Annotated in this window: 16 protein-coding genes; 8 read left to right on the top strand and 8 right to left on the bottom strand. The window is 56.3% G+C overall.

The window, feature by feature from the left end; translation table 11 throughout:
* Window positions 1-31: 31 nt before the first annotated feature.
* A complete protein-coding gene (locus AC2FLE_RS15950; protein WP_496691505.1) occupies window positions 32-922 on the top strand; it encodes a LysR substrate-binding domain-containing protein in 891 nt (296 codons plus the stop codon).
* Here the strand turns inward: AC2FLE_RS15950 and AC2FLE_RS15945 are convergent.
* Genes AC2FLE_RS15945 through AC2FLE_RS15935 form a run of 3 tightly spaced genes read right to left on the bottom strand, consistent with a single transcriptional unit; the run spans window position 909 to window position 3,120 of the window.
* The gene (locus AC2FLE_RS15945) at window positions 909-1,481 is read right to left on the bottom strand and encodes a thiamine pyrophosphate-dependent enzyme (RefSeq protein WP_496691504.1); all 573 of its coding nucleotides are present in this window, start codon (window positions 1,479-1,481) and stop codon (window positions 909-911) included. The two genes, AC2FLE_RS15950 and AC2FLE_RS15945, sit on opposite strands and share 14 nt — an antisense overlap.
* A complete protein-coding gene (locus tag AC2FLE_RS15940; RefSeq protein WP_496691503.1) occupies window positions 1,478-2,026 on the bottom strand; it encodes a decarboxylase in 549 nt (182 codons plus the stop codon). The genes AC2FLE_RS15945 and AC2FLE_RS15940 overlap by 4 nt, the downstream gene beginning before the upstream one ends.
* Entirely contained in the window at window positions 2,026-3,120 is a 1,095-nt protein-coding gene (locus tag AC2FLE_RS15935; protein ID WP_496698257.1) for a pyridoxal phosphate-dependent aminotransferase, read from the bottom strand. The genes AC2FLE_RS15940 and AC2FLE_RS15935 overlap by 1 nt, the downstream gene beginning before the upstream one ends.
* Before the next feature lie 131 nt (window positions 3,121-3,251).
* On the opposite strand from AC2FLE_RS15935, the gene AC2FLE_RS15930 reads away from it, so the two are divergent.
* The 7 genes from AC2FLE_RS15930 to AC2FLE_RS15900 are packed head-to-tail and all read left to right on the top strand — an operon-like array spanning window position 3,252 to window position 10,868.
* Complete coding sequence (locus AC2FLE_RS15930) at window positions 3,252-4,274, top strand: succinylglutamate desuccinylase/aspartoacylase family protein (RefSeq protein ID WP_496698255.1); 1,023 nt, start codon at window positions 3,252-3,254, stop codon at window positions 4,272-4,274.
* Window positions 4,275-5,735 carry an aldehyde dehydrogenase gene (locus tag AC2FLE_RS15925; protein WP_496698253.1) on the top strand — a complete coding sequence of 487 codons (1,461 nt, stop codon included), beginning with the start codon at window positions 4,275-4,277 and terminating at the stop codon, window positions 5,733-5,735. It begins immediately after the preceding gene.
* 31 nt (window positions 5,736-5,766) lie between these two features.
* On the top strand, window positions 5,767-7,137 hold the full coding sequence (locus tag AC2FLE_RS15920; protein WP_496698251.1) for a Rieske 2Fe-2S domain-containing protein: 1,371 nt from the start codon (window positions 5,767-5,769) through the stop codon (window positions 7,135-7,137).
* A complete protein-coding gene (locus AC2FLE_RS15915) occupies window positions 7,134-7,766 on the top strand; it encodes a hypothetical protein (RefSeq protein ID WP_496698249.1) in 633 nt (210 codons plus the stop codon). The genes AC2FLE_RS15920 and AC2FLE_RS15915 overlap by 4 nt, the downstream gene beginning before the upstream one ends.
* The gene (locus AC2FLE_RS15910) at window positions 7,766-8,392 is read left to right on the top strand and encodes a hypothetical protein (protein WP_496698248.1); all 627 of its coding nucleotides are present in this window, start codon (window positions 7,766-7,768) and stop codon (window positions 8,390-8,392) included. Before AC2FLE_RS15915 ends, AC2FLE_RS15910 begins: the two co-directional genes overlap by 1 nt.
* The gene (locus AC2FLE_RS15905; protein WP_496698246.1) at window positions 8,392-9,582 is read left to right on the top strand and encodes a YlbE family protein; all 1,191 of its coding nucleotides are present in this window, start codon (window positions 8,392-8,394) and stop codon (window positions 9,580-9,582) included. Before AC2FLE_RS15910 ends, AC2FLE_RS15905 begins: the two co-directional genes overlap by 1 nt.
* Entirely contained in the window at window positions 9,579-10,868 is a 1,290-nt protein-coding gene (locus tag AC2FLE_RS15900; protein WP_496698244.1) for an amidase, read from the top strand. Before AC2FLE_RS15905 ends, AC2FLE_RS15900 begins: the two co-directional genes overlap by 4 nt.
* A gap of 31 nt (window positions 10,869-10,899) precedes the next feature.
* Here AC2FLE_RS15900 and AC2FLE_RS15895 read toward each other — a convergent pair whose 3' ends face one another.
* The 5 genes from AC2FLE_RS15895 to AC2FLE_RS15875 all read right to left on the bottom strand — a co-directional run bounded on the left by AC2FLE_RS15895 (window position 10,900) and on the right by AC2FLE_RS15875 (window position 15,962).
* Window positions 10,900-11,832: an AEC family transporter gene (locus AC2FLE_RS15895; protein ID WP_496698242.1), complete on the bottom strand. Its 933-nt coding sequence runs from the start codon at window positions 11,830-11,832 to the stop codon at window positions 10,900-10,902.
* A gap of 92 nt (window positions 11,833-11,924) precedes the next feature.
* Window positions 11,925-12,335, bottom strand: a complete 411-nt coding sequence (locus tag AC2FLE_RS15890) for a RidA family protein (RefSeq protein WP_496691493.1) — start codon at window positions 12,333-12,335, stop codon at window positions 11,925-11,927.
* A 13-nt stretch (window positions 12,336-12,348) separates the two neighbouring features.
* Entirely contained in the window at window positions 12,349-12,846 is a 498-nt protein-coding gene (locus tag AC2FLE_RS15885) for a sarcosine oxidase subunit gamma (RefSeq protein ID WP_496698240.1), read from the bottom strand.
* A gap of 1 nt (window position 12,847) precedes the next feature.
* The gene (locus AC2FLE_RS15880; protein WP_496698238.1) at window positions 12,848-15,718 is read right to left on the bottom strand and encodes a 2Fe-2S iron-sulfur cluster-binding protein; all 2,871 of its coding nucleotides are present in this window, start codon (window positions 15,716-15,718) and stop codon (window positions 12,848-12,850) included.
* The gene (locus AC2FLE_RS15875; RefSeq protein ID WP_496698237.1) at window positions 15,705-15,962 is read right to left on the bottom strand and encodes a sarcosine oxidase subunit delta; all 258 of its coding nucleotides are present in this window, start codon (window positions 15,960-15,962) and stop codon (window positions 15,705-15,707) included. Before AC2FLE_RS15875 ends, AC2FLE_RS15880 begins: the two co-directional genes overlap by 14 nt.
* Window position 15,963: the final 1 nt, after the last annotated feature.

Here is a 15,963-nt window from a genome sequence, read left to right as displayed (position 1 = left end):
TAAATGACAAGGCAAAAACCACTGAGGCCAAATGAACATCACATTCCGACAAGTTGACGCGTTTCGAACGGTGGTCTCGACCGGGACTGTGACCGAGGCCGCAGCGATGTTGGGTATTTCTCAACCTGCAGTCAGCCGGCTGATCTCTGATTTCGAAGAAGAAGTTGGGTTTCCACTTTTTCAGCGTGTCGGCCGTGTGCTGATACCCACAGACGAGGCCAGATTACTGGTTGAAGAAGTGCGCCAAGCCGTTAGCGGTATGGAACATATTAAGGATTCTGCCACAGCTATTGGGAAGTTTGGCCACGCGCGCCTCAATCTTGTGATTACGCCGGGCGTTTCTTCGCAACTCGCGCCGGACCTGATAGGGAAATTTGCTGCCACTTGCCCACATGCGATGGCCCGAATGGAAATTGCCCCCAGCGATGACGCAGTCGAATGGATGGTGTCCCAGAATTATGACTTTGGCATCACGACAACCCAACCGGCGAATCCGTCATTTGAAAGCCTTGTGATCAAAGACAGTGATGTGTGCTGCGTGGTTTCGGTGGATCACGCCTTGGCCGACAATGCTCTTGCCCAGGCGAGGGATCTGGCAGATGAAAGTTTTATTTCCTATATGCCTTCCTCTCGCTTTCGCTATGAAATCGACCAATTTTTCGAAGCAAAAGGGATTGCACGGCGCATGCAGTATGAGACGCGCACAACCGACTCTATCTGCAGGCTGGTTTCACGTGGTTTGGGAGTTTCTGTCGTCGGCGCCAGTCTGGACTACCTCAAGACCATTCCAGGTTGCGTGGCTATACCATTTGCCGCGCCGTTAAACTTCCGGGCTGTTCTATTTTGGTCAAAGAACAAGACCCTGTCTGCCGTTGGAAAGTCTTTTCTGAACATCGTCCAATCAGATCTCAACGCCGATTGAGAGCCGCCCGAAAAGTCGAACGCGCCTGAGCGCTGTGGATATAGGCATAGTCGCGGGGATAGGACGCGCCTGCCTTTACTTCCATCGAAATGAACTGCGGGCCCGACAAAGATAAAACCTGTGGTGCCGCTTCGGAAAACCGGTCGATATCCGTGAAACGTTGCACACCCGCGTACCCTGCAGCCCAGGCCATAGCAGCGAAATCAACCATGTCCGCCCCAGGCAGAGGATGCGCTCCGTTCACTTCGTACACCCTGTTGAAAGATAGAAAGTGATACAGGTTTCTTGCCCCGGCACTGGCAATTGTGACCAATGCCCCGAGGTTCATCAACAGACTGCCATCACCATCCAGAACAATCACGCGCCGATCTGGATTGGCCAATGCCAGCCCCAATCCGTGAGATGAGGCCTGCCCCATCGCCCCGACTGCGACATAGTTCAGTTCACGTGGGTTCAGCGCCAGCCAGTCGAAACAGCTTTGATAGACTGCGACCACAATATCGTCGTCGCGAACATGAGGGATCAGCGCCTCGAGCGCCGCATCTCGGTGCATTGTCATGGTGTCTCCGGGGGGCGCCCGATCAGGAAAATATGAGGTTTTGACGATGTATAGGCGGCCTCAACGGCCTGGCAGATATGCGCCTCATCTCCGGGTTCTTCGATCAGCGAATGCGACAGTTCCATTGCATCCAGCACCGGACGGATGATCCTGACCCCGTAAGAGGCCGAGTAATCTGGGTGTATGTGCGGTTCTTTTCCTTGCAGACCCACCATCATCACGACCGGTAATTCGTAATCCACCCCGATAGCCCGGATTGCATTGAGAGAATCCATCAATCCTGTTTGCTGCATCATCAAAAGCGCACGGGTTCCGTTATATGACATAGCCCCACAGATACTGACACCTTCATCTTCCTTGCAGATGCGGGTCAGACGAAATTCCGGATCCCGAGAAATTGGCCATAGCAACCCATCACTGGTAACAATATCAGGCAGGGCCACGATTTCACGCACCTGCGCTGCCTTAATTTGTGCCAGAATTGCTGCACCAGAAGGATGCGCCACCTTTGGCACATCCGCCGCCACCCTAGACGAAGCGACCATCACGCGCCTCCGCCCAGAAATCTTGCAATACCGTCCCGCGCAATCCTCAGATCGCGCATATGTCCGACAGTTATGCGCAAATAGTCCCCGTATGCGGACGAGGCGAACCGCCGCACCGCGACCCCTTCCTGCAAAAGCGCGCTTGTGGCCGCTTCTGCGGATTTTTGCATATTGGGAAAATGAACCAGAACAAAATTCGCCTGACTGGGTATTACGCCCAACCCAAGTGCCTGCATCTCGGCGCTGATCCAGTCCCGGCCCCTACGGTTCGCATCGTGGACATAGCGTGTGTGCGCCTCATCTTCCAATGCCGCAATCGCAGCTGCAGCAGAGGACGACGCCACTGGAAATGTCAAACCGACTCGACGAACAGCATCGATGATGTCATCGGGCCCGTACATCCAACCCACGCGCGCGCCGGCCAATCCGTAAATCTTGGAGAACGTCCTGCAGATGACGACATTTTCCGCCTGTTCGACCAGAATATGGGCGGGTTCATAATCCGGCGCGTCGACGTATTCTTCATAAGCTGCATCGATGATCAACAAGACGTTGTCCGGCAGTGCAGCATGCAGGCGGCGAACTTCAGTTCCGCTCAGGTAAGTACCTGCCGGGTTTTCGGGGTTGGCCAGATAAACCACCCGCGTCCGATCAGTCAACGCATTGATCATACGGTCAGCGGATGGTTTGAAATGATCATCTGCAACCGACACAACCTCGGCATCGTTGGCATAGGCGTAGTTCGGGACCTTCAGATAACCGTTTGCACTGCGGATCAATTCGGTACCGGGTCCAAGATATGCCCGCGCCAGCCGCGCCAGCAAGTCGTCGGACCCCTGCCCTGTTGTGATGCGCGCGGCATCCAGTCCGAAATGGCTCGCGATTGCCGGGGCAAGAATGTGATCCGGATTTTCCAGATAACGTTCAATCGAGCTGGCGGCAGCCCGTGCCGCGTCTCGGGCAATCGGACTGGGACCAAACGCACTTTCGTTTGAATTGAGCAGGACTGCGGAGGGCGGCGCGATATCGGCCGCCTCGCTCACCATATGGGGTTTGATCCTGTCAATTCCCGCTTTCGCGAGGGCAACGGTCATTCATGTCCTCCTGCACCAATAGGCGGGGTGGGTTGTGATTTTCCTTCATATCACATAACTGGTTATTTTTAGCAATTCACTTTCTTAAATGTTATGATATTGATGTGCAGAATACCACCCTAAGGACTCACATGACTGATCCCCACGCGACCTCTAACAGCAGGCTTCATCTCACAACGGATCTGGACTTACCGGGACGGAATACCGGTGATCTGATGTTGAAATGGTCCGACAATGCTGTGCCCCTTGGGTATTACCCCGTTCCGGTCATCAGCATCCGCGGACAGCCGGGGCCTGTCGTGTTGATGCTTGGGGGAACTCATGGTGATGAATTCGAAGGTCCGGCAGCTATCCTTCGGCTTGCAGCGCAACTTGATCCCTTAAAGTTGACCGGACAGGTCATCCTGATCCCGGCTCTGAACGCGCCGGCGGTTCACGCCTCTTCGCGTGTTTCGCCGCTAGATGGTCAAAACCTGAACCGCGCATTCCCCGGAAATGCAGACGGCGGCCCAACCGCCATGCTTGCCCATTTTATCGAAACTGAAATGATCCCGCGGGCGGATGCCGTGATTGATCTGCATTCGGGTGGCAAGGCATCAGTGTTCGAACCCTGCGCGTTGGCTGCACGCTCAGAGGATGCGCAGCTCACAGCAGCCAATATGGAATTGGCTCGGGCCTTTGGGTTGCCGTTGATCTGGGTACTCGGTGCGAACAACGACAACCGATCTGTTAACGCCGCCGCGGCTCGGGCCAATATCCCTATGATCGCGGCGGAACTGAGCGGTGGCGGCGGTGTCGACCCTGATGTGACCGATCTTGCTGAGGCTGGCCTGATGCGTTGCCTGCGTCATCTGGGTGTTCTACCCAGCAGGTCTTCGGAATCTGTCCCGACGCACTGCGTAGAAATCGCGGACCCAACGCACAGTCTCTACGCCCCTGCCGATGGCCTGTTTGATCGACGCTGCTCCGCCGGACAATATGTCGAGGCCGGAGCATCTGCTGGCACGCTCTTTTTTCCGGCCGAACCGGATCGCGCACCGTTGGATCTGAGGTTTCCAGCTTCGGGTCTTGTTCTTGCCCATGGCAATCGCGGTGTGGTGCGCCGGGGCGATTTGCTGACCTTGGTGGCGCAACCTCTGCCCGAGGGGCCATAGATGCGGACCTATACGCCATTCATCAACGGGTCATTTCTACCCTGGGCCGCTGAAACACTTCCGAGTGTTAACCCGGCCACCGGCACTGAATGGAGCAAGATCGCACGATGTGGCGCTGAAACAGCCGATCAAGCCATACGAAATGCCGACCGCGCCTTTCGGGAAGGCCCATGGGCCAACACCAGCCCAAATGACAGGGCCTATGTTATTGATCAGCTTGCCGATACTTTGGAGACCCGCTGGCAGGAACTGGTCGAGCCCGAGATCCGCGACAATGGCAAGCGGATCTCCGAAGTACGGGGGCAATTTGCCGGATTGCATAGCTGGTTTCGGCATTTCGCAGCACAAGCTCGCAAAATGCAGCCCGAACAACAGGCAAATACAGTCCTCGGTGTGAGCAGCGTAGGCCACTACATCCCCTATGGCGTGGTTGTGGCAATAACACCTTGGAATTCTCCTTTGATGATCCTTGCGTGGAAGCTGGCTCCGGCACTGGCGGCGGGCAACACGGTTGTTGTCAAACCATCGGAAATGGCGTCAGCCTCAACGCTGGAATTTGCCCGGCTTGTACATGAGGCTGGGTTACCGCCTGGCGTCCTTAATGTAGTGACTGGGCTCGGCTATGAGGTTGGCGAGTCGCTCGTTCGCCATCCATTGACCCGCAAGGTGACCTTTACCGGGTCAGATCTCGGAGGATGTAAAGTCGCCGAAGCAGCGGCGGCGGGTGTGGTCCCGACAGTGCTGGAGTTAGGAGGAAAATCACCGCAGGTTGTGTTTGCAGACTGTGATCTGGACAACACCGTCAACGGCATTCTCTCTGGTATTTTTCTGTCTAATGGACAGACCTGTGTCGCCGGGTCACGTCTAATCGTCGAAGCCAGCACGAAAGAAAACTTGTTGGCAAAACTGCTGTCACGGGCGCGCGACTTACGTCTTGGTGATCCGATGGAGCTTGAGACTCAGATTGCTCCGCTGGCCAATGAACCGCACCTGCGCAAAGTGACCGAAATGATTGCACGGGCAAAGGCGGACGGGGCTGTTTGCCTGCTGGACGGGCTTGAAGCTGCCGCTGGGCGAGACGGATTTTTTGTTGGCCCAACCATTTTCGACAATGTGACGCCCGACATGCAGCTCTGGCGCGAAGAGGTGTTCGGGCCGGTGCTGGCGGTTACCTCATTTGATACAGAAGCCGAGGCCATCGCGCTGTCCAACGATAGCGACTATGGGTTGGCCGCCGGTGTCTGGACCACGGATCCCGCCAAAGGCGAGCGAGTGGCCGAGGCTATCGTAGCAGGCACCGTTTACATCAATCACTATCGCAGCGTCGATCCCGCCAGCCCTATTGGCGGGGTCAAGCAGTCCGGATATGGGCGAGAACTTGGCCCGGACGCGATCAAGGATTTCTGTCAGATCAAATCCGTCTGGACCGGCGCAGCGCCGGTCCCGGATCCGTTTCCCTGATCTGTCAGCACCAATACGTACGGAGGACGCCATGAATGACCATTTCGACGCCCCCAAAGGCGATTTTAGAGGCCATGACAAGCAGTCAGTTTGGGCTCAGAAACCCGACCCGGAGCTGACTGAGGTTGGCCCAGGCACCCCATGCGGTGAATATCTGCGCCGGTTCTGGATGCCGGTGGCAATGACAGATCAGGTTGGTGATCTGCCCTATCGTTTACGCATTCTGGGCGAAGACCTTGTACTGTTTCGCGAGAAGAAAGAAGGCAAGCTGGGGCTGACTCACTTGCATTGCTGCCACCGCAACATGAGCCTTGAGTTCGGGATCGTGGAGGAAGGCGGCATTCGCTGCTCTTATCACGGTTGGAAATACGGGCTGGACGGCACCATTCTGGAGACCCCCTGCGAACCGCCTGCATCACAGGTCAAGAAAAAGGCCTGTTTGGGGGCGTATCCTGTGATCGAATACAAAGGGCTCGCCTTTGCCTATATGGGTCCACCCGAAGCCCAACCTCCTTTCCCTGTAATGGACACTTTCGATGATGAGGGTGACGAGCTGGTGCCCTACCTGATCAAATCCCCTTGCAACTGGCTTCAGGTCATGGAGAACGCCTGGGATCCGTTTCATGTGGTCTATCTTCATACGCTGGCCGTGCGCAGCCAATTCATCGACGCCTTCGCCGAAATGCCGATGATTGAGTTTCATGCCAGTGCCACTGGTGATTTTTACACCAATGTGCGGCGTGTAGATGACATCGTCTGGATCCGTATCCATGATCATATGCTGCCGTCATTTACCCAGAACGGTGGGCATTTCCCGGTGCCCAACGGGTCGCGTTACTTTGGGCGTTGCGGGTTGTCCCGCTGGATCACACCCATTGACGACACGAACACCATGGTCATTGCCTGGCGTCATTTCCGCAACGATGATGCCAACGATGACCCGAAGGGCCTGACTGACAAAAGCAAAGTGGGCTTTGGCAAGACCGACTTCTATGGGCAGGATCCCGATCGCCCATATGAAATGCGGCAACGCGACCCTGGCGACTATGATGCCTGGGTCAGTCAGGGGCCCAAAAATATCCATTCGCGCGAAAATCTCAGCTTTTCCGACCGGGGGGTGGCCAAGGCGCGCCGGCTGCTGCGAAATGCCATCCGCGCGCTGCAAAACGGAGAACGTCCGGCACAACCGTCTGACAATTTCTCCGGACAGATCATCCCAACCTACGCCGGTGATACGATGCTGAGAATACCCGTGCAGGAGGGGCGCGACGATGGTGCAGTTCTCAAGGAGATCTCGCATCAGGTGGCCGAGATTTACATGTCCGGCGATCACTTGCAGGGCGATGATCGCAAAGTCTTCATCATAGAGGCACTAAAAACATACGAGGCAAGTTGGTCATGACCACGCGTATCCCTCACAACCCTGGCCGAGTTGACTGGTCAGGTGAAAACCCGGGCATTTACCTCAAGCAGAACGCTGATCAGGAACAGTATGATACTCTGGCACTGTTTTTCCGCGTTGTGCTCTCGCCTTATGGTCGCGGTCACGCGGCAGTCATCTTAGGTGCACCGGATCGGGCGCAAGGTTGGCCACATGTTCCAAATCTGATCATGACCGACAACCAGCGTTTGATGCGTTGGATCGTGGATGGCTGGGTGACCAAAATGCCGACCTTCGTCGGCAAAGCGGGTCTAGAGGCGATGACCTGGCTCGACTGCGACAGTGTCGAAAAGCGTCCTGGCAATTTGAAGGCACGTTACTCAGAAACATTACGTGGATCAGGCGTCACGGTCGAAATGATCTGGCACGACATGGGTGCACCTTTGCCGGTCGAGGTGACCAAGGAAAACTCGGCCACCAAAGAGCATGAAATGTATTCGGTGTTTCTGGAAGCAAAATCCGCACAGGTCGTGATCAACGGTACGCCCCTGCCTGGCGTCGTTGCCGATCGGCAGTTCTTTGGCCGAACCATGAGCACGGCTTTTCTAGCCTTTTCGGAAACCTGGGTAACGCCACAGGAGGATCTGTGATGCCATTGAACGAGCCGGTCACACCGGGCACCGTAGATTGGACAGGTGAAAACCCGGGCATTCTGCTAAAAGACGACAATGGCGATTTCACAGCGATGGCTTTGTTCTTTCGCGTTGCCTGGTCGCCTGTCGGACAGGGTCAGGTATTGCTGCTTTATGGGACACCTGATCAGGTTGAAGGACCGCCAGAGGCTCCAAATGTGATCCTCAGCGACAATCCAGATCTAACCACATTCCTGAAAAAGAACTTCATCAGCAAACTGGCTGCATTTGCCGATGCACCAGCATTTGCCACCATGCCTGAAATCGGCGCACAAGCTGTGCGAACCTCCGGCGATCCGATGAGCCACCGTTATACCGAGACAATAGTAGGTGAGAGCCTGACCGTCGAACTCGTCTGGGAGGGGCTCCAACCGCCACGGGCGCTGGAACTGTCGCCGCATGAGGTTGCCTCGGGCGAACAGAATATGTTTTCGCTACTCGTGCCGGCGCATTCGGCACAGATTATTGTCAATGGCAAATGGCTGCCAGGTAAGCTGGGAACAAGGGTACAGGCCGGCTACGAAACGACCACCGCGTTCCTATATTTTTCGGAGACATGGATCACCCCGCCGGAGGATCCTTGATGCTGCATCCTGCGGATCAACTCGCATTTGACAGGGCAATGGTAACACAGCCGGTCTGGAACCGGTTCAACACGGCCGCCGACGCGTTGGGGCTTGCGGAAAACACACTGCTTCATGCAGGGCCCGCCTTTGCCGATCCCAATCTAATCACGGCCCCGATCCTTAATTCAGCTTGCGTCGCAGCAGTCTGGCAGGGGCTTGCTCGGGATTTCGACCAAGCCGAGGCGATGATCCTAAATGGTGAAATCGAGTTGAAACCCGCGCAGGATCACGATCTTGTCACTCCTCTGGCCGCTGTTGTCTCGGCAGACATGCCGCTACACACAATTTATGATGCCTGGCGCGGGCAGCAACGTGTGTTCACACCGATCAATGCGGGCAGCCGCCCAGCGATGCGGCTGGGTCAACGATCCAAGGCAGTGTTGGAGCACATCCGCTGGCTCAACACCCGATTTGTGGATGTGTTGGACAATGGGCTCGCCGAAGGTATCGCACTTGTGCCGCTGGCCGTGACTGGCCTGGTAGGGGGGGACGACTGCCATGGACGAACACCCGTTGCAACAGACGCGCTTGTCGCCGAACTGAAAGATCGTACCATTGGCGGGATCAAGGACGAAGAAGCACTTGCCTTCATGGCCAGCTCGCCGTCGCTGTTCCTCAATCTTTGGATGGCAGCCACAAAATGCATGATGAAGTTGGCCGAAGGTGTCGAAGGTTCAAGTTTTGTCACTGCTGCCGGTGGCAACGGGCGCGAGGTTGGCATCCAGATTTCGGGCTTGCCCGGCCAATGGTTTACAATTCAAGCCGATCCACCAAAAGGGAAATTCGAAGTCGATGTGCCCCAGGACAGGGCATTAGGAGCAATCGGTGACAGCGCCGTAATTGAGGCTTTCGGACTCGGCGCCATGGCCATCGAATTGAGCCCAGATCAGAAAAAGGGTCTGGGTGCCTTTCTGCCCGACAACGCTCAAGCGCGCAGTTCCGGCCTATCCGTAGGGACACATCCTTATTTTCGAACACTAGATATTCGACTAGGCAGCACGGCACGAGGCGCGGTGGCCGAAGGGTCGGGGCCGGTAATTGGTCTGGGTATCCTCGACAAGCTTGGCGAAGCTGGCCGGCTGGGAGGGGGTATTTATGACATGCCGGTCACCCCCTTCGCTGTGGCCATGGAAATGTTGGAGAAATGACGGAGTTAAACCGGTTCAGCGCGCATGAATTGGCCCGGTTGATCCGCGAGCGTGAAGTCAAACCGTCTCAGGTGATGGCGGCACATCTGGACCGAATTTCGCAACGGGAGCCTGCGATCGGGGCGTTTCAGTACCTCGATGCGGATCACGCCATGGAGCTTGCTCACGCTGCCGATACACTTCCAAACGGTGGGCCGCTCCATGGCGTACCTTTTGTTATCAAAGACATTATCGACACAGAATCCTTGCCAACAGGTTGGGGCAGCGATCTTTATTCCGATCGACAACCAGGCAAAAACGCGACATGCGTCCAGACTTTTCTGAACGCAGGGGCGATCCCAATTGGCAAGACGGTCACAACCGAGTTTGCCTATTTTCGACCGGGCAATACTGCAAATCCGGCATGTCCTGGACATACCCCCGGCGGCTCTTCCTCCGGGTCTGCCGCTGCGGTCGCCGACTTCATGGCACCGCTCGCATTTGGCTCGCAGACAGCTGCCTCTTTGATCCGGCCGGCCGCTTATTGCGGTATCTGCGGCCTCAAACCAACCACCGGTAACTATGATCTGAGCGGGGTTATGGGCTTGTCAGGCAGCCTTGACACGCTGGGAGTTCTGGCAAGAGATCCGCGTGATCTGGCGTTGGCAGATGCCGTTTTGCGTGGAGCAAAACTGACACCGCCACCTGAATACGACGTTGCGTTGCCCCGGGTCAGCCTGATGCGTGGTCCCCATTGGGCGGACGGATCGATAGAGATGCGCGACACCTGCACACGTGCGCTGGCAGCCATTGCCGCGACCGGTGCGGAAACAGGTGAAATCACGCACCCGCCGATATTTTCCCGGCTTACACAGGCGCAAATAACCGTCATGGGGTACGAGGCAGCCCGCCTTCGCAAAACAGAGTACCAAATTGGCGTCCCCGGTATCAGCCAGCAATTCCACGATTTGATAGCCGATGGGCTGCTGGTTACAGAAGACGAATATCTTACTGCGGTTGAGACCCGTAACCGTGCATCAACCATGCTGGATCAAATGTTCCGCGACGTGGATGCGTTGTTGGTTCCCTCAGCTCCTGGTCCGGCACCGGCAGGGCTTGGCGCGACAGGTGACCCGGTGTTCTCGCGGATGTGGACTCTGCTTCAGGTGCCCTCAATCGCCCTGCCCTTTGGTACGGATCACTCTGGTCTACCGCTAGGTATACAACTGATCGGCCCGTACGGAGCAGATAAGCGTTTGCTGGACATCGCCCAATGGGTGCACGGGATTCTGCAGGTATCCTGCTGAGCAGCATAAATCCCGCTCTCCGAATGCTGTATCAACCGACCAGCGGCAGCAGTATTGCCAAAGACAGAGGGATGCTCACTGCAGCGATGAGGGTTTGCAATGTGACAATCGCTGCCATCAAAGGGGCATCGCCACCCAGTTGCTTTGACAGCGTGTACGAGGATGCACCAGTTGGCACCACGGAATAAACGACAGCAATTTGCAGCACGTCCCGGGGCAATCCAACCGCCAACCCGACCACCAGTACCGCAATGGGGAAGACCACCATCTTGCCTAAGAACGCAAGGATAAGCGGCAGCACACTGGCGGCCATAGCGCGCACTCTCAAATTTGCGCCTACGGCCAACAGGGTAATCGGTAAAGCCCCGGCCCCTAAAACGTCTGCTACATCATGTAAAACCGGGATCCGGTCACCGATCAGCTGGTTGGCGCCGAACGCAAGCAATATCGAAATAACATAAGGATTGCGGGCAAGCTCGCGCAGGATTGCAACAGGCAAACTGGTGGCATTGTCGCGTTGCAGTGCACCGACCAGCATGACCACCATTACGATATTGGTGGTCGGCACCAGTATCGCAGTCGCAAGAATAGCGATATCTAATCCTGTGGGACCAAAAAGATTTGCCGCCAGCGCCAGCCCGATGAATGAGTTATGCCGAGCGCTTCCCTGTAGTATCGATGTACCTTGCGGCGCCGCGAACCCAAAAAGGCGCGCACTTATGAAGGCAAAGATCAGCGCCGCAACAAACCCGCCCAGAATTGTAACCGAGTAAAGGCCAAGCGCGGATTTATCGAGTTGCGACAGCGAGATTTTAGTAAACAGCAGACAAGGCATCAGTACCCAATAGACAAGCTTGTCGTTCAGGTTCCAGAAATCGGTGCTGGGGATGCCGCCCTTTCGAAGAGCCAAGCCCAAAGCGATGATCAGAAAGATCGGCAGGATGGAAGTCAGTGTCGTCAGCATGGCGATCCGTGGGCAAAAATGAACACACCCAACCCGACACTTTCAAAGAGTGAAGATCAATGTCATTCGACGCCGAAATTGTACCTCGGTCATCAGGATGCTTCGGACTCGTCGTCTATGACGCCCATTGCATCGATTTCGACCAATAACGATGGATCAGCCAATCCCTGCACGACAACACCGGTCGAACAGTGGTGCACGCCGTCAAACCAGCGATTGATCACCTCGTAAACGGCGGGGCGATAGGAGATGTCGGTGACATAGACGGTAAGTTTGCAGACATCCGCCAAACTGCCCCCGGCTTCTTCCATCCAGCGCTGGATGTTGCGGCAGGCCTGATCTGCCTGTACGCCCGGATCGCCTTCACCAATCAATGTTCCGTCCAGCAGAGTACCAACCTGTCCCTGCATGAACACAAAATCACCTCGGGCCCGGATCGCTTTGGAATAGGTCGCCTGCGCGTGATAGCGGGTCTGATACTTGTGGATATGTGTGCGGGTCATGGCATCCCTTTCTTCAGGTGACGGCGCGAGCCAGATAGTCCTCTACCATGTCACTAAAGCTCTGTTCGACAGCGAATTCGAAACCATCCTGGCATCGCATCACCAATGCCTTGAGGCCAAACAGTTCAGTATAGGTGACAGCGTCTTTGCCGAATGCAGTGTCATGCAGATCCAACGGGCAGGCAATGGCCATCACTTCGCCCGCCTGCGGACCCACTACTTTGAAAAAGGCCAGAGTATCCGAAATCTGCACAATACTGATATCGGCGGGACAATCGGTAGGCTTGAGCTGTGCTCTCAACGTTTGTTCCAAATCCAGCGAAGCACGGGCGATCCAGTGGTCTCGCCCGATGTGATACAGCTCAATCGCATCTTTCTCTGTTCGTCTATTAGGCTTATCGGACAAACGGGGCAAAGCGTCCCCCACCCAGTTTTCAATCGCTGCCGACGCCCCTTTGAGATCGAACAGTGCGTTCAGACTCTGGCGTGTGATCTGTACGTCATAGCTCATCTCAGGACCTCAGCAATTTGCCGTCGGGGTCGTGGAACACCGGCTTGGTAATGGTGACTGGGATAACCCCATCTTTCAGGCGCACATGGGCGGATTCCCCATGCCGCGCGTGCCCGTTTTCCAGCAACGCCAAACCGACCCAACGGTCGTTCACCACACTCCAGACACAGGCGGTGACGAGCCCCTCGGTGGCTTCTTTTCGGCCTCCGGGGGTGAGCGGTGCACCTTCGGGCACTTGTCGATTGGGGTCTTCAGGAAGAATGCCAACCAGTTCTCGCCGGGTGCCGCCACCTTCACGACGCAGCCCAATCGAACGCTTACCCAAATAGTCAGGCTTCTTCTTCGACATGACCCATCCCATACCCAGATCGTGGGCATCTACAGTGCCGTCCACCTCATGCCCCAGAGACAGAAAGCCCTTTTCGACCCGCAGAACGTGGCTGGATTCCGAACCCACTGGCAGAATGCCAAAGGGCGCGCCCGCCTCGATCACTTTGTTCCACAGTTCAGCCATGTGGCGCGGCGCGACGTTGACCTCAAATGACAGCTCGCCAGTGAAACTGACACGCACGACGCGGGCCGGGATCCCAGCCACGGTTCCGTCGCGGAAAGACATGAAAGGAAAGGCCTCAGACGACAGGTCAATATCTGTTCCCAACACTTGCATGACATGGCGTGCATGGGGCCCGCATATGGTGGCGTTGTTCCATTGGCTAGTCACAGTAGTGATCATGACCCGCCAGTCGGGAAACTCGGTCTGAAGAAGCTTTTCCATGTGCTGGTTGACCGCGTCTGCATGACCCGTCGACGTTGAGACCATCCAACGGTGCTCGTCCAGTCGAAAGACCACCCCGTCGTCCAGGATCAGCCCGTCATCAGACAGCATGAGACCATAACGCCCATCACCGGGTTTCAGGCTGGACATGACATTTGAGTAAAGAAAATCGAGAAAGTGCGGGACATCACTCCCTTTCAGCTCGAATGTGCCGAGGGGGGAGCCGTCATAGACGCCTACACCGTCACGCACCGCACGACATTCGCGGTTCACTGCCTCCTGCAACCCTTCACCAGGTTTGGGGAAGTATCCAGGACGCTGCCAACGGGCACCAGCTTCGTACATCACCGCACCATTGTCCTTGTTCCACTGCGTGACCGGCGTGTGGCGGTAGGGGAACAGCACTGTCTCCTCGCGCAAGCCTCCGATCGCGCCAAAAGAAACTGGTGTGTAGGGAGAGCGAAAGGTTGTCGTTCCGACATCCTGCAAGGGCACACCCTTTTGCATCGCAACAGTACCGATAATGTTGATATTACCGATTTTTCCCTGGTCGATGCCCATGCCGCCGGTGGTATAGCGTTTGACGTGCTCGACATTGTCATAGCCTTCGCGCAGGGCCAAGTGTACATCGCTAACCGCCACATCGTTCTGCAGATCCAGAAATGCCTTTCCACGTTGCCCCGCGACGTCTACGCGCCATAGCGGCTCGATGGCATAGGGCAGGTCCGAACCTCCTTCGATAATCCCGTCAAGCGTCAACTCTCCTGCGGCAGCTCCGACAGCGCGGCAAGCTTGGGCGGCCTGATCGGGTACGAAAGCGGACAACTCCTCATCAAACCGCAGAGTACTTCTGGATTGAGACCACAGATGCACGGTTGGGTTCCAACCGCCGGAATGGCCCAGCAGGTCACAATCGATCCAGGTCTCCGCCCCACTACTGACGGATACTGCACGTACCGCGCGCACCCGCTTGTGACCTCGCACACCTGCGGCGACGGTGCCTGTATGAACGGTGACGCCCTGTGCCATATCCAGTGCGGCTTGCGGCACTGTATCGCGACTGTCTAGGATTGCGACGACCAACACACCTGCTGCCATTAGGTCAGCTGCAACTGCGTAAACGCTGTTGTTGTTGGTAAAAAGAACAACTCGTTGTCCCGGAGTGACACCCCAACGATTGACATAAGCCTGTACTGACGAAGCGAGCATGACGCCCGGCCGATCATTGTCTGCAAAAACCATGGCGCGTTCGGTGGACCCGGTGGCGACAACCACCTCGTCTGCACGCACCCGCCAGCTCCGCTCCAAAATATTGCCTTCTAAGGGTTCCCGTTCATTCACAATCAAAAGATTATGTTCGCGATAGGCCCAGACCGTTGCATTTTGCAGATGGATAACGTTGCCCATCCCACGCAATTCTTCAACAGCTTCAGCCACCCAGTCCAATGCGGATCGCCCGTTGATTTTTAGATCCCGGTTTAACAGGCTGCCGCCCGCCTCTGTTCCCTCATCAGCAATGAACACACGTTTGCCAGCCCTGCCCGCCTCCAGCGCGGTCTGCAATCCGGCAGGTCCCGCACCAGCGATCAACACATCGGCATGGGCATGACGCGCTTCGAAGTGGCCCGAAGTAGGAGGTTGCGAGGGTGCTGCCGCTAGCCCCGCGGCTTTGCGGATAGATGGTTCGAACAGATGCCAGTTGGGCCACTTGAATGTCTTGTAGTAGAAGCCCGCTGGAATGAAACGTCCTAACAGCTGATTAACGCCACCAAGATCAAACTCGGGCGAAGGCCAGCAGTTGACTGAGCGGGCGCTCAGCCCATCGCGCAGCGGCACAGTTGTTGCCGGACGGTTACCCGATGAATCTTCACCGTCCAGCTCGACTAAAGTCGCCGGTTCCTCAGGTCCATGACCAACGATGCCGCGCGGGCGATGATGTTTGAAACTGCGGGCTGTGATACGGACCCCATTGGCCAGCAAGGCCGAGGCCAGAGTATCTCCTTTGTAACCTTCATAGGTTTTTCCGTTAAACCGGAACGTCATTGGGCAGGTGCGATCTATACGCCCGCCCGAGGCACGACGATTACTCTGAGCCATCGGGTGCCTCCACAATGTCATGGGTTCGGGTATCGCGCCAGATTGTCAGCCATTCACCGCAACCTCGCCCGTGCCACCATTTTTCCTGCACCGGTCCTAACGGGTTCGGTGCTACAGTCAGGTACTCAACCCATTCCGCGTCGCTCACGGCAATTGGATCAGGCCGATCGGCACCGACAGGGCCGCCAAAGATAAATTCACTTTCGTTACGCTTGCCGCAGAATGGGCAGGGGATAAGCAACATG

The organism is Ruegeria sp. CDSA077 (assembly GCF_059612265.1).
The sequence above is the reverse complement of the archived record's forward strand: the minus strand, read 5'-3'. Positions and strand labels throughout refer to the sequence as shown.

Coding starts and splice junctions, on each gene's coding strand:
- AC2FLE_RS15915 (WP_496698249.1), top strand. CDS start 7,134: ATGACCACGCGTATCCCTCACAACCCTGGCCGAGTTGACTGGTCAGGT.
- AC2FLE_RS15895 (WP_496698242.1), bottom strand. CDS start 11,832: ATGCTGACGACACTGACTTCCATCCTGCCGATCTTTCTGATCATCGCT.
- AC2FLE_RS15930 (WP_496698255.1), top strand. CDS start 3,252: ATGACTGATCCCCACGCGACCTCTAACAGCAGGCTTCATCTCACAACG.
- AC2FLE_RS15920 (WP_496698251.1), top strand. CDS start 5,767: ATGAATGACCATTTCGACGCCCCCAAAGGCGATTTTAGAGGCCATGAC.
- AC2FLE_RS15875 (WP_496698237.1), bottom strand. CDS start 15,962: ATGTTGCTTATCCCCTGCCCATTCTGCGGCAAGCGTAACGAAAGTGAA.
- AC2FLE_RS15890 (WP_496691493.1), bottom strand. CDS start 12,335: ATGACCCGCACACATATCCACAAGTATCAGACCCGCTATCACGCGCAG.
- AC2FLE_RS15925 (WP_496698253.1), top strand. CDS start 4,275: ATGCGGACCTATACGCCATTCATCAACGGGTCATTTCTACCCTGGGCC.
- AC2FLE_RS15945 (WP_496691504.1), bottom strand. CDS start 1,481: ATGACAATGCACCGAGATGCGGCGCTCGAGGCGCTGATCCCTCATGTT.
- AC2FLE_RS15935 (WP_496698257.1), bottom strand. CDS start 3,120: ATGACCGTTGCCCTCGCGAAAGCGGGAATTGACAGGATCAAACCCCAT.
- AC2FLE_RS15885 (WP_496698240.1), bottom strand. CDS start 12,846: ATGAGCTATGACGTACAGATCACACGCCAGAGTCTGAACGCACTGTTC.
- AC2FLE_RS15905 (WP_496698246.1), top strand. CDS start 8,392: ATGCTGCATCCTGCGGATCAACTCGCATTTGACAGGGCAATGGTAACA.
- AC2FLE_RS15900 (WP_496698244.1), top strand. CDS start 9,579: ATGACGGAGTTAAACCGGTTCAGCGCGCATGAATTGGCCCGGTTGATC.
- AC2FLE_RS15910 (WP_496698248.1), top strand. CDS start 7,766: ATGCCATTGAACGAGCCGGTCACACCGGGCACCGTAGATTGGACAGGT.
- AC2FLE_RS15940 (WP_496691503.1), bottom strand. CDS start 2,026: ATGGTCGCTTCGTCTAGGGTGGCGGCGGATGTGCCAAAGGTGGCGCAT.
- AC2FLE_RS15950 (WP_496691505.1), top strand. CDS start 32: ATGAACATCACATTCCGACAAGTTGACGCGTTTCGAACGGTGGTCTCG.
- AC2FLE_RS15880 (WP_496698238.1), bottom strand. CDS start 15,718: ATGGCTCAGAGTAATCGTCGTGCCTCGGGCGGGCGTATAGATCGCACC.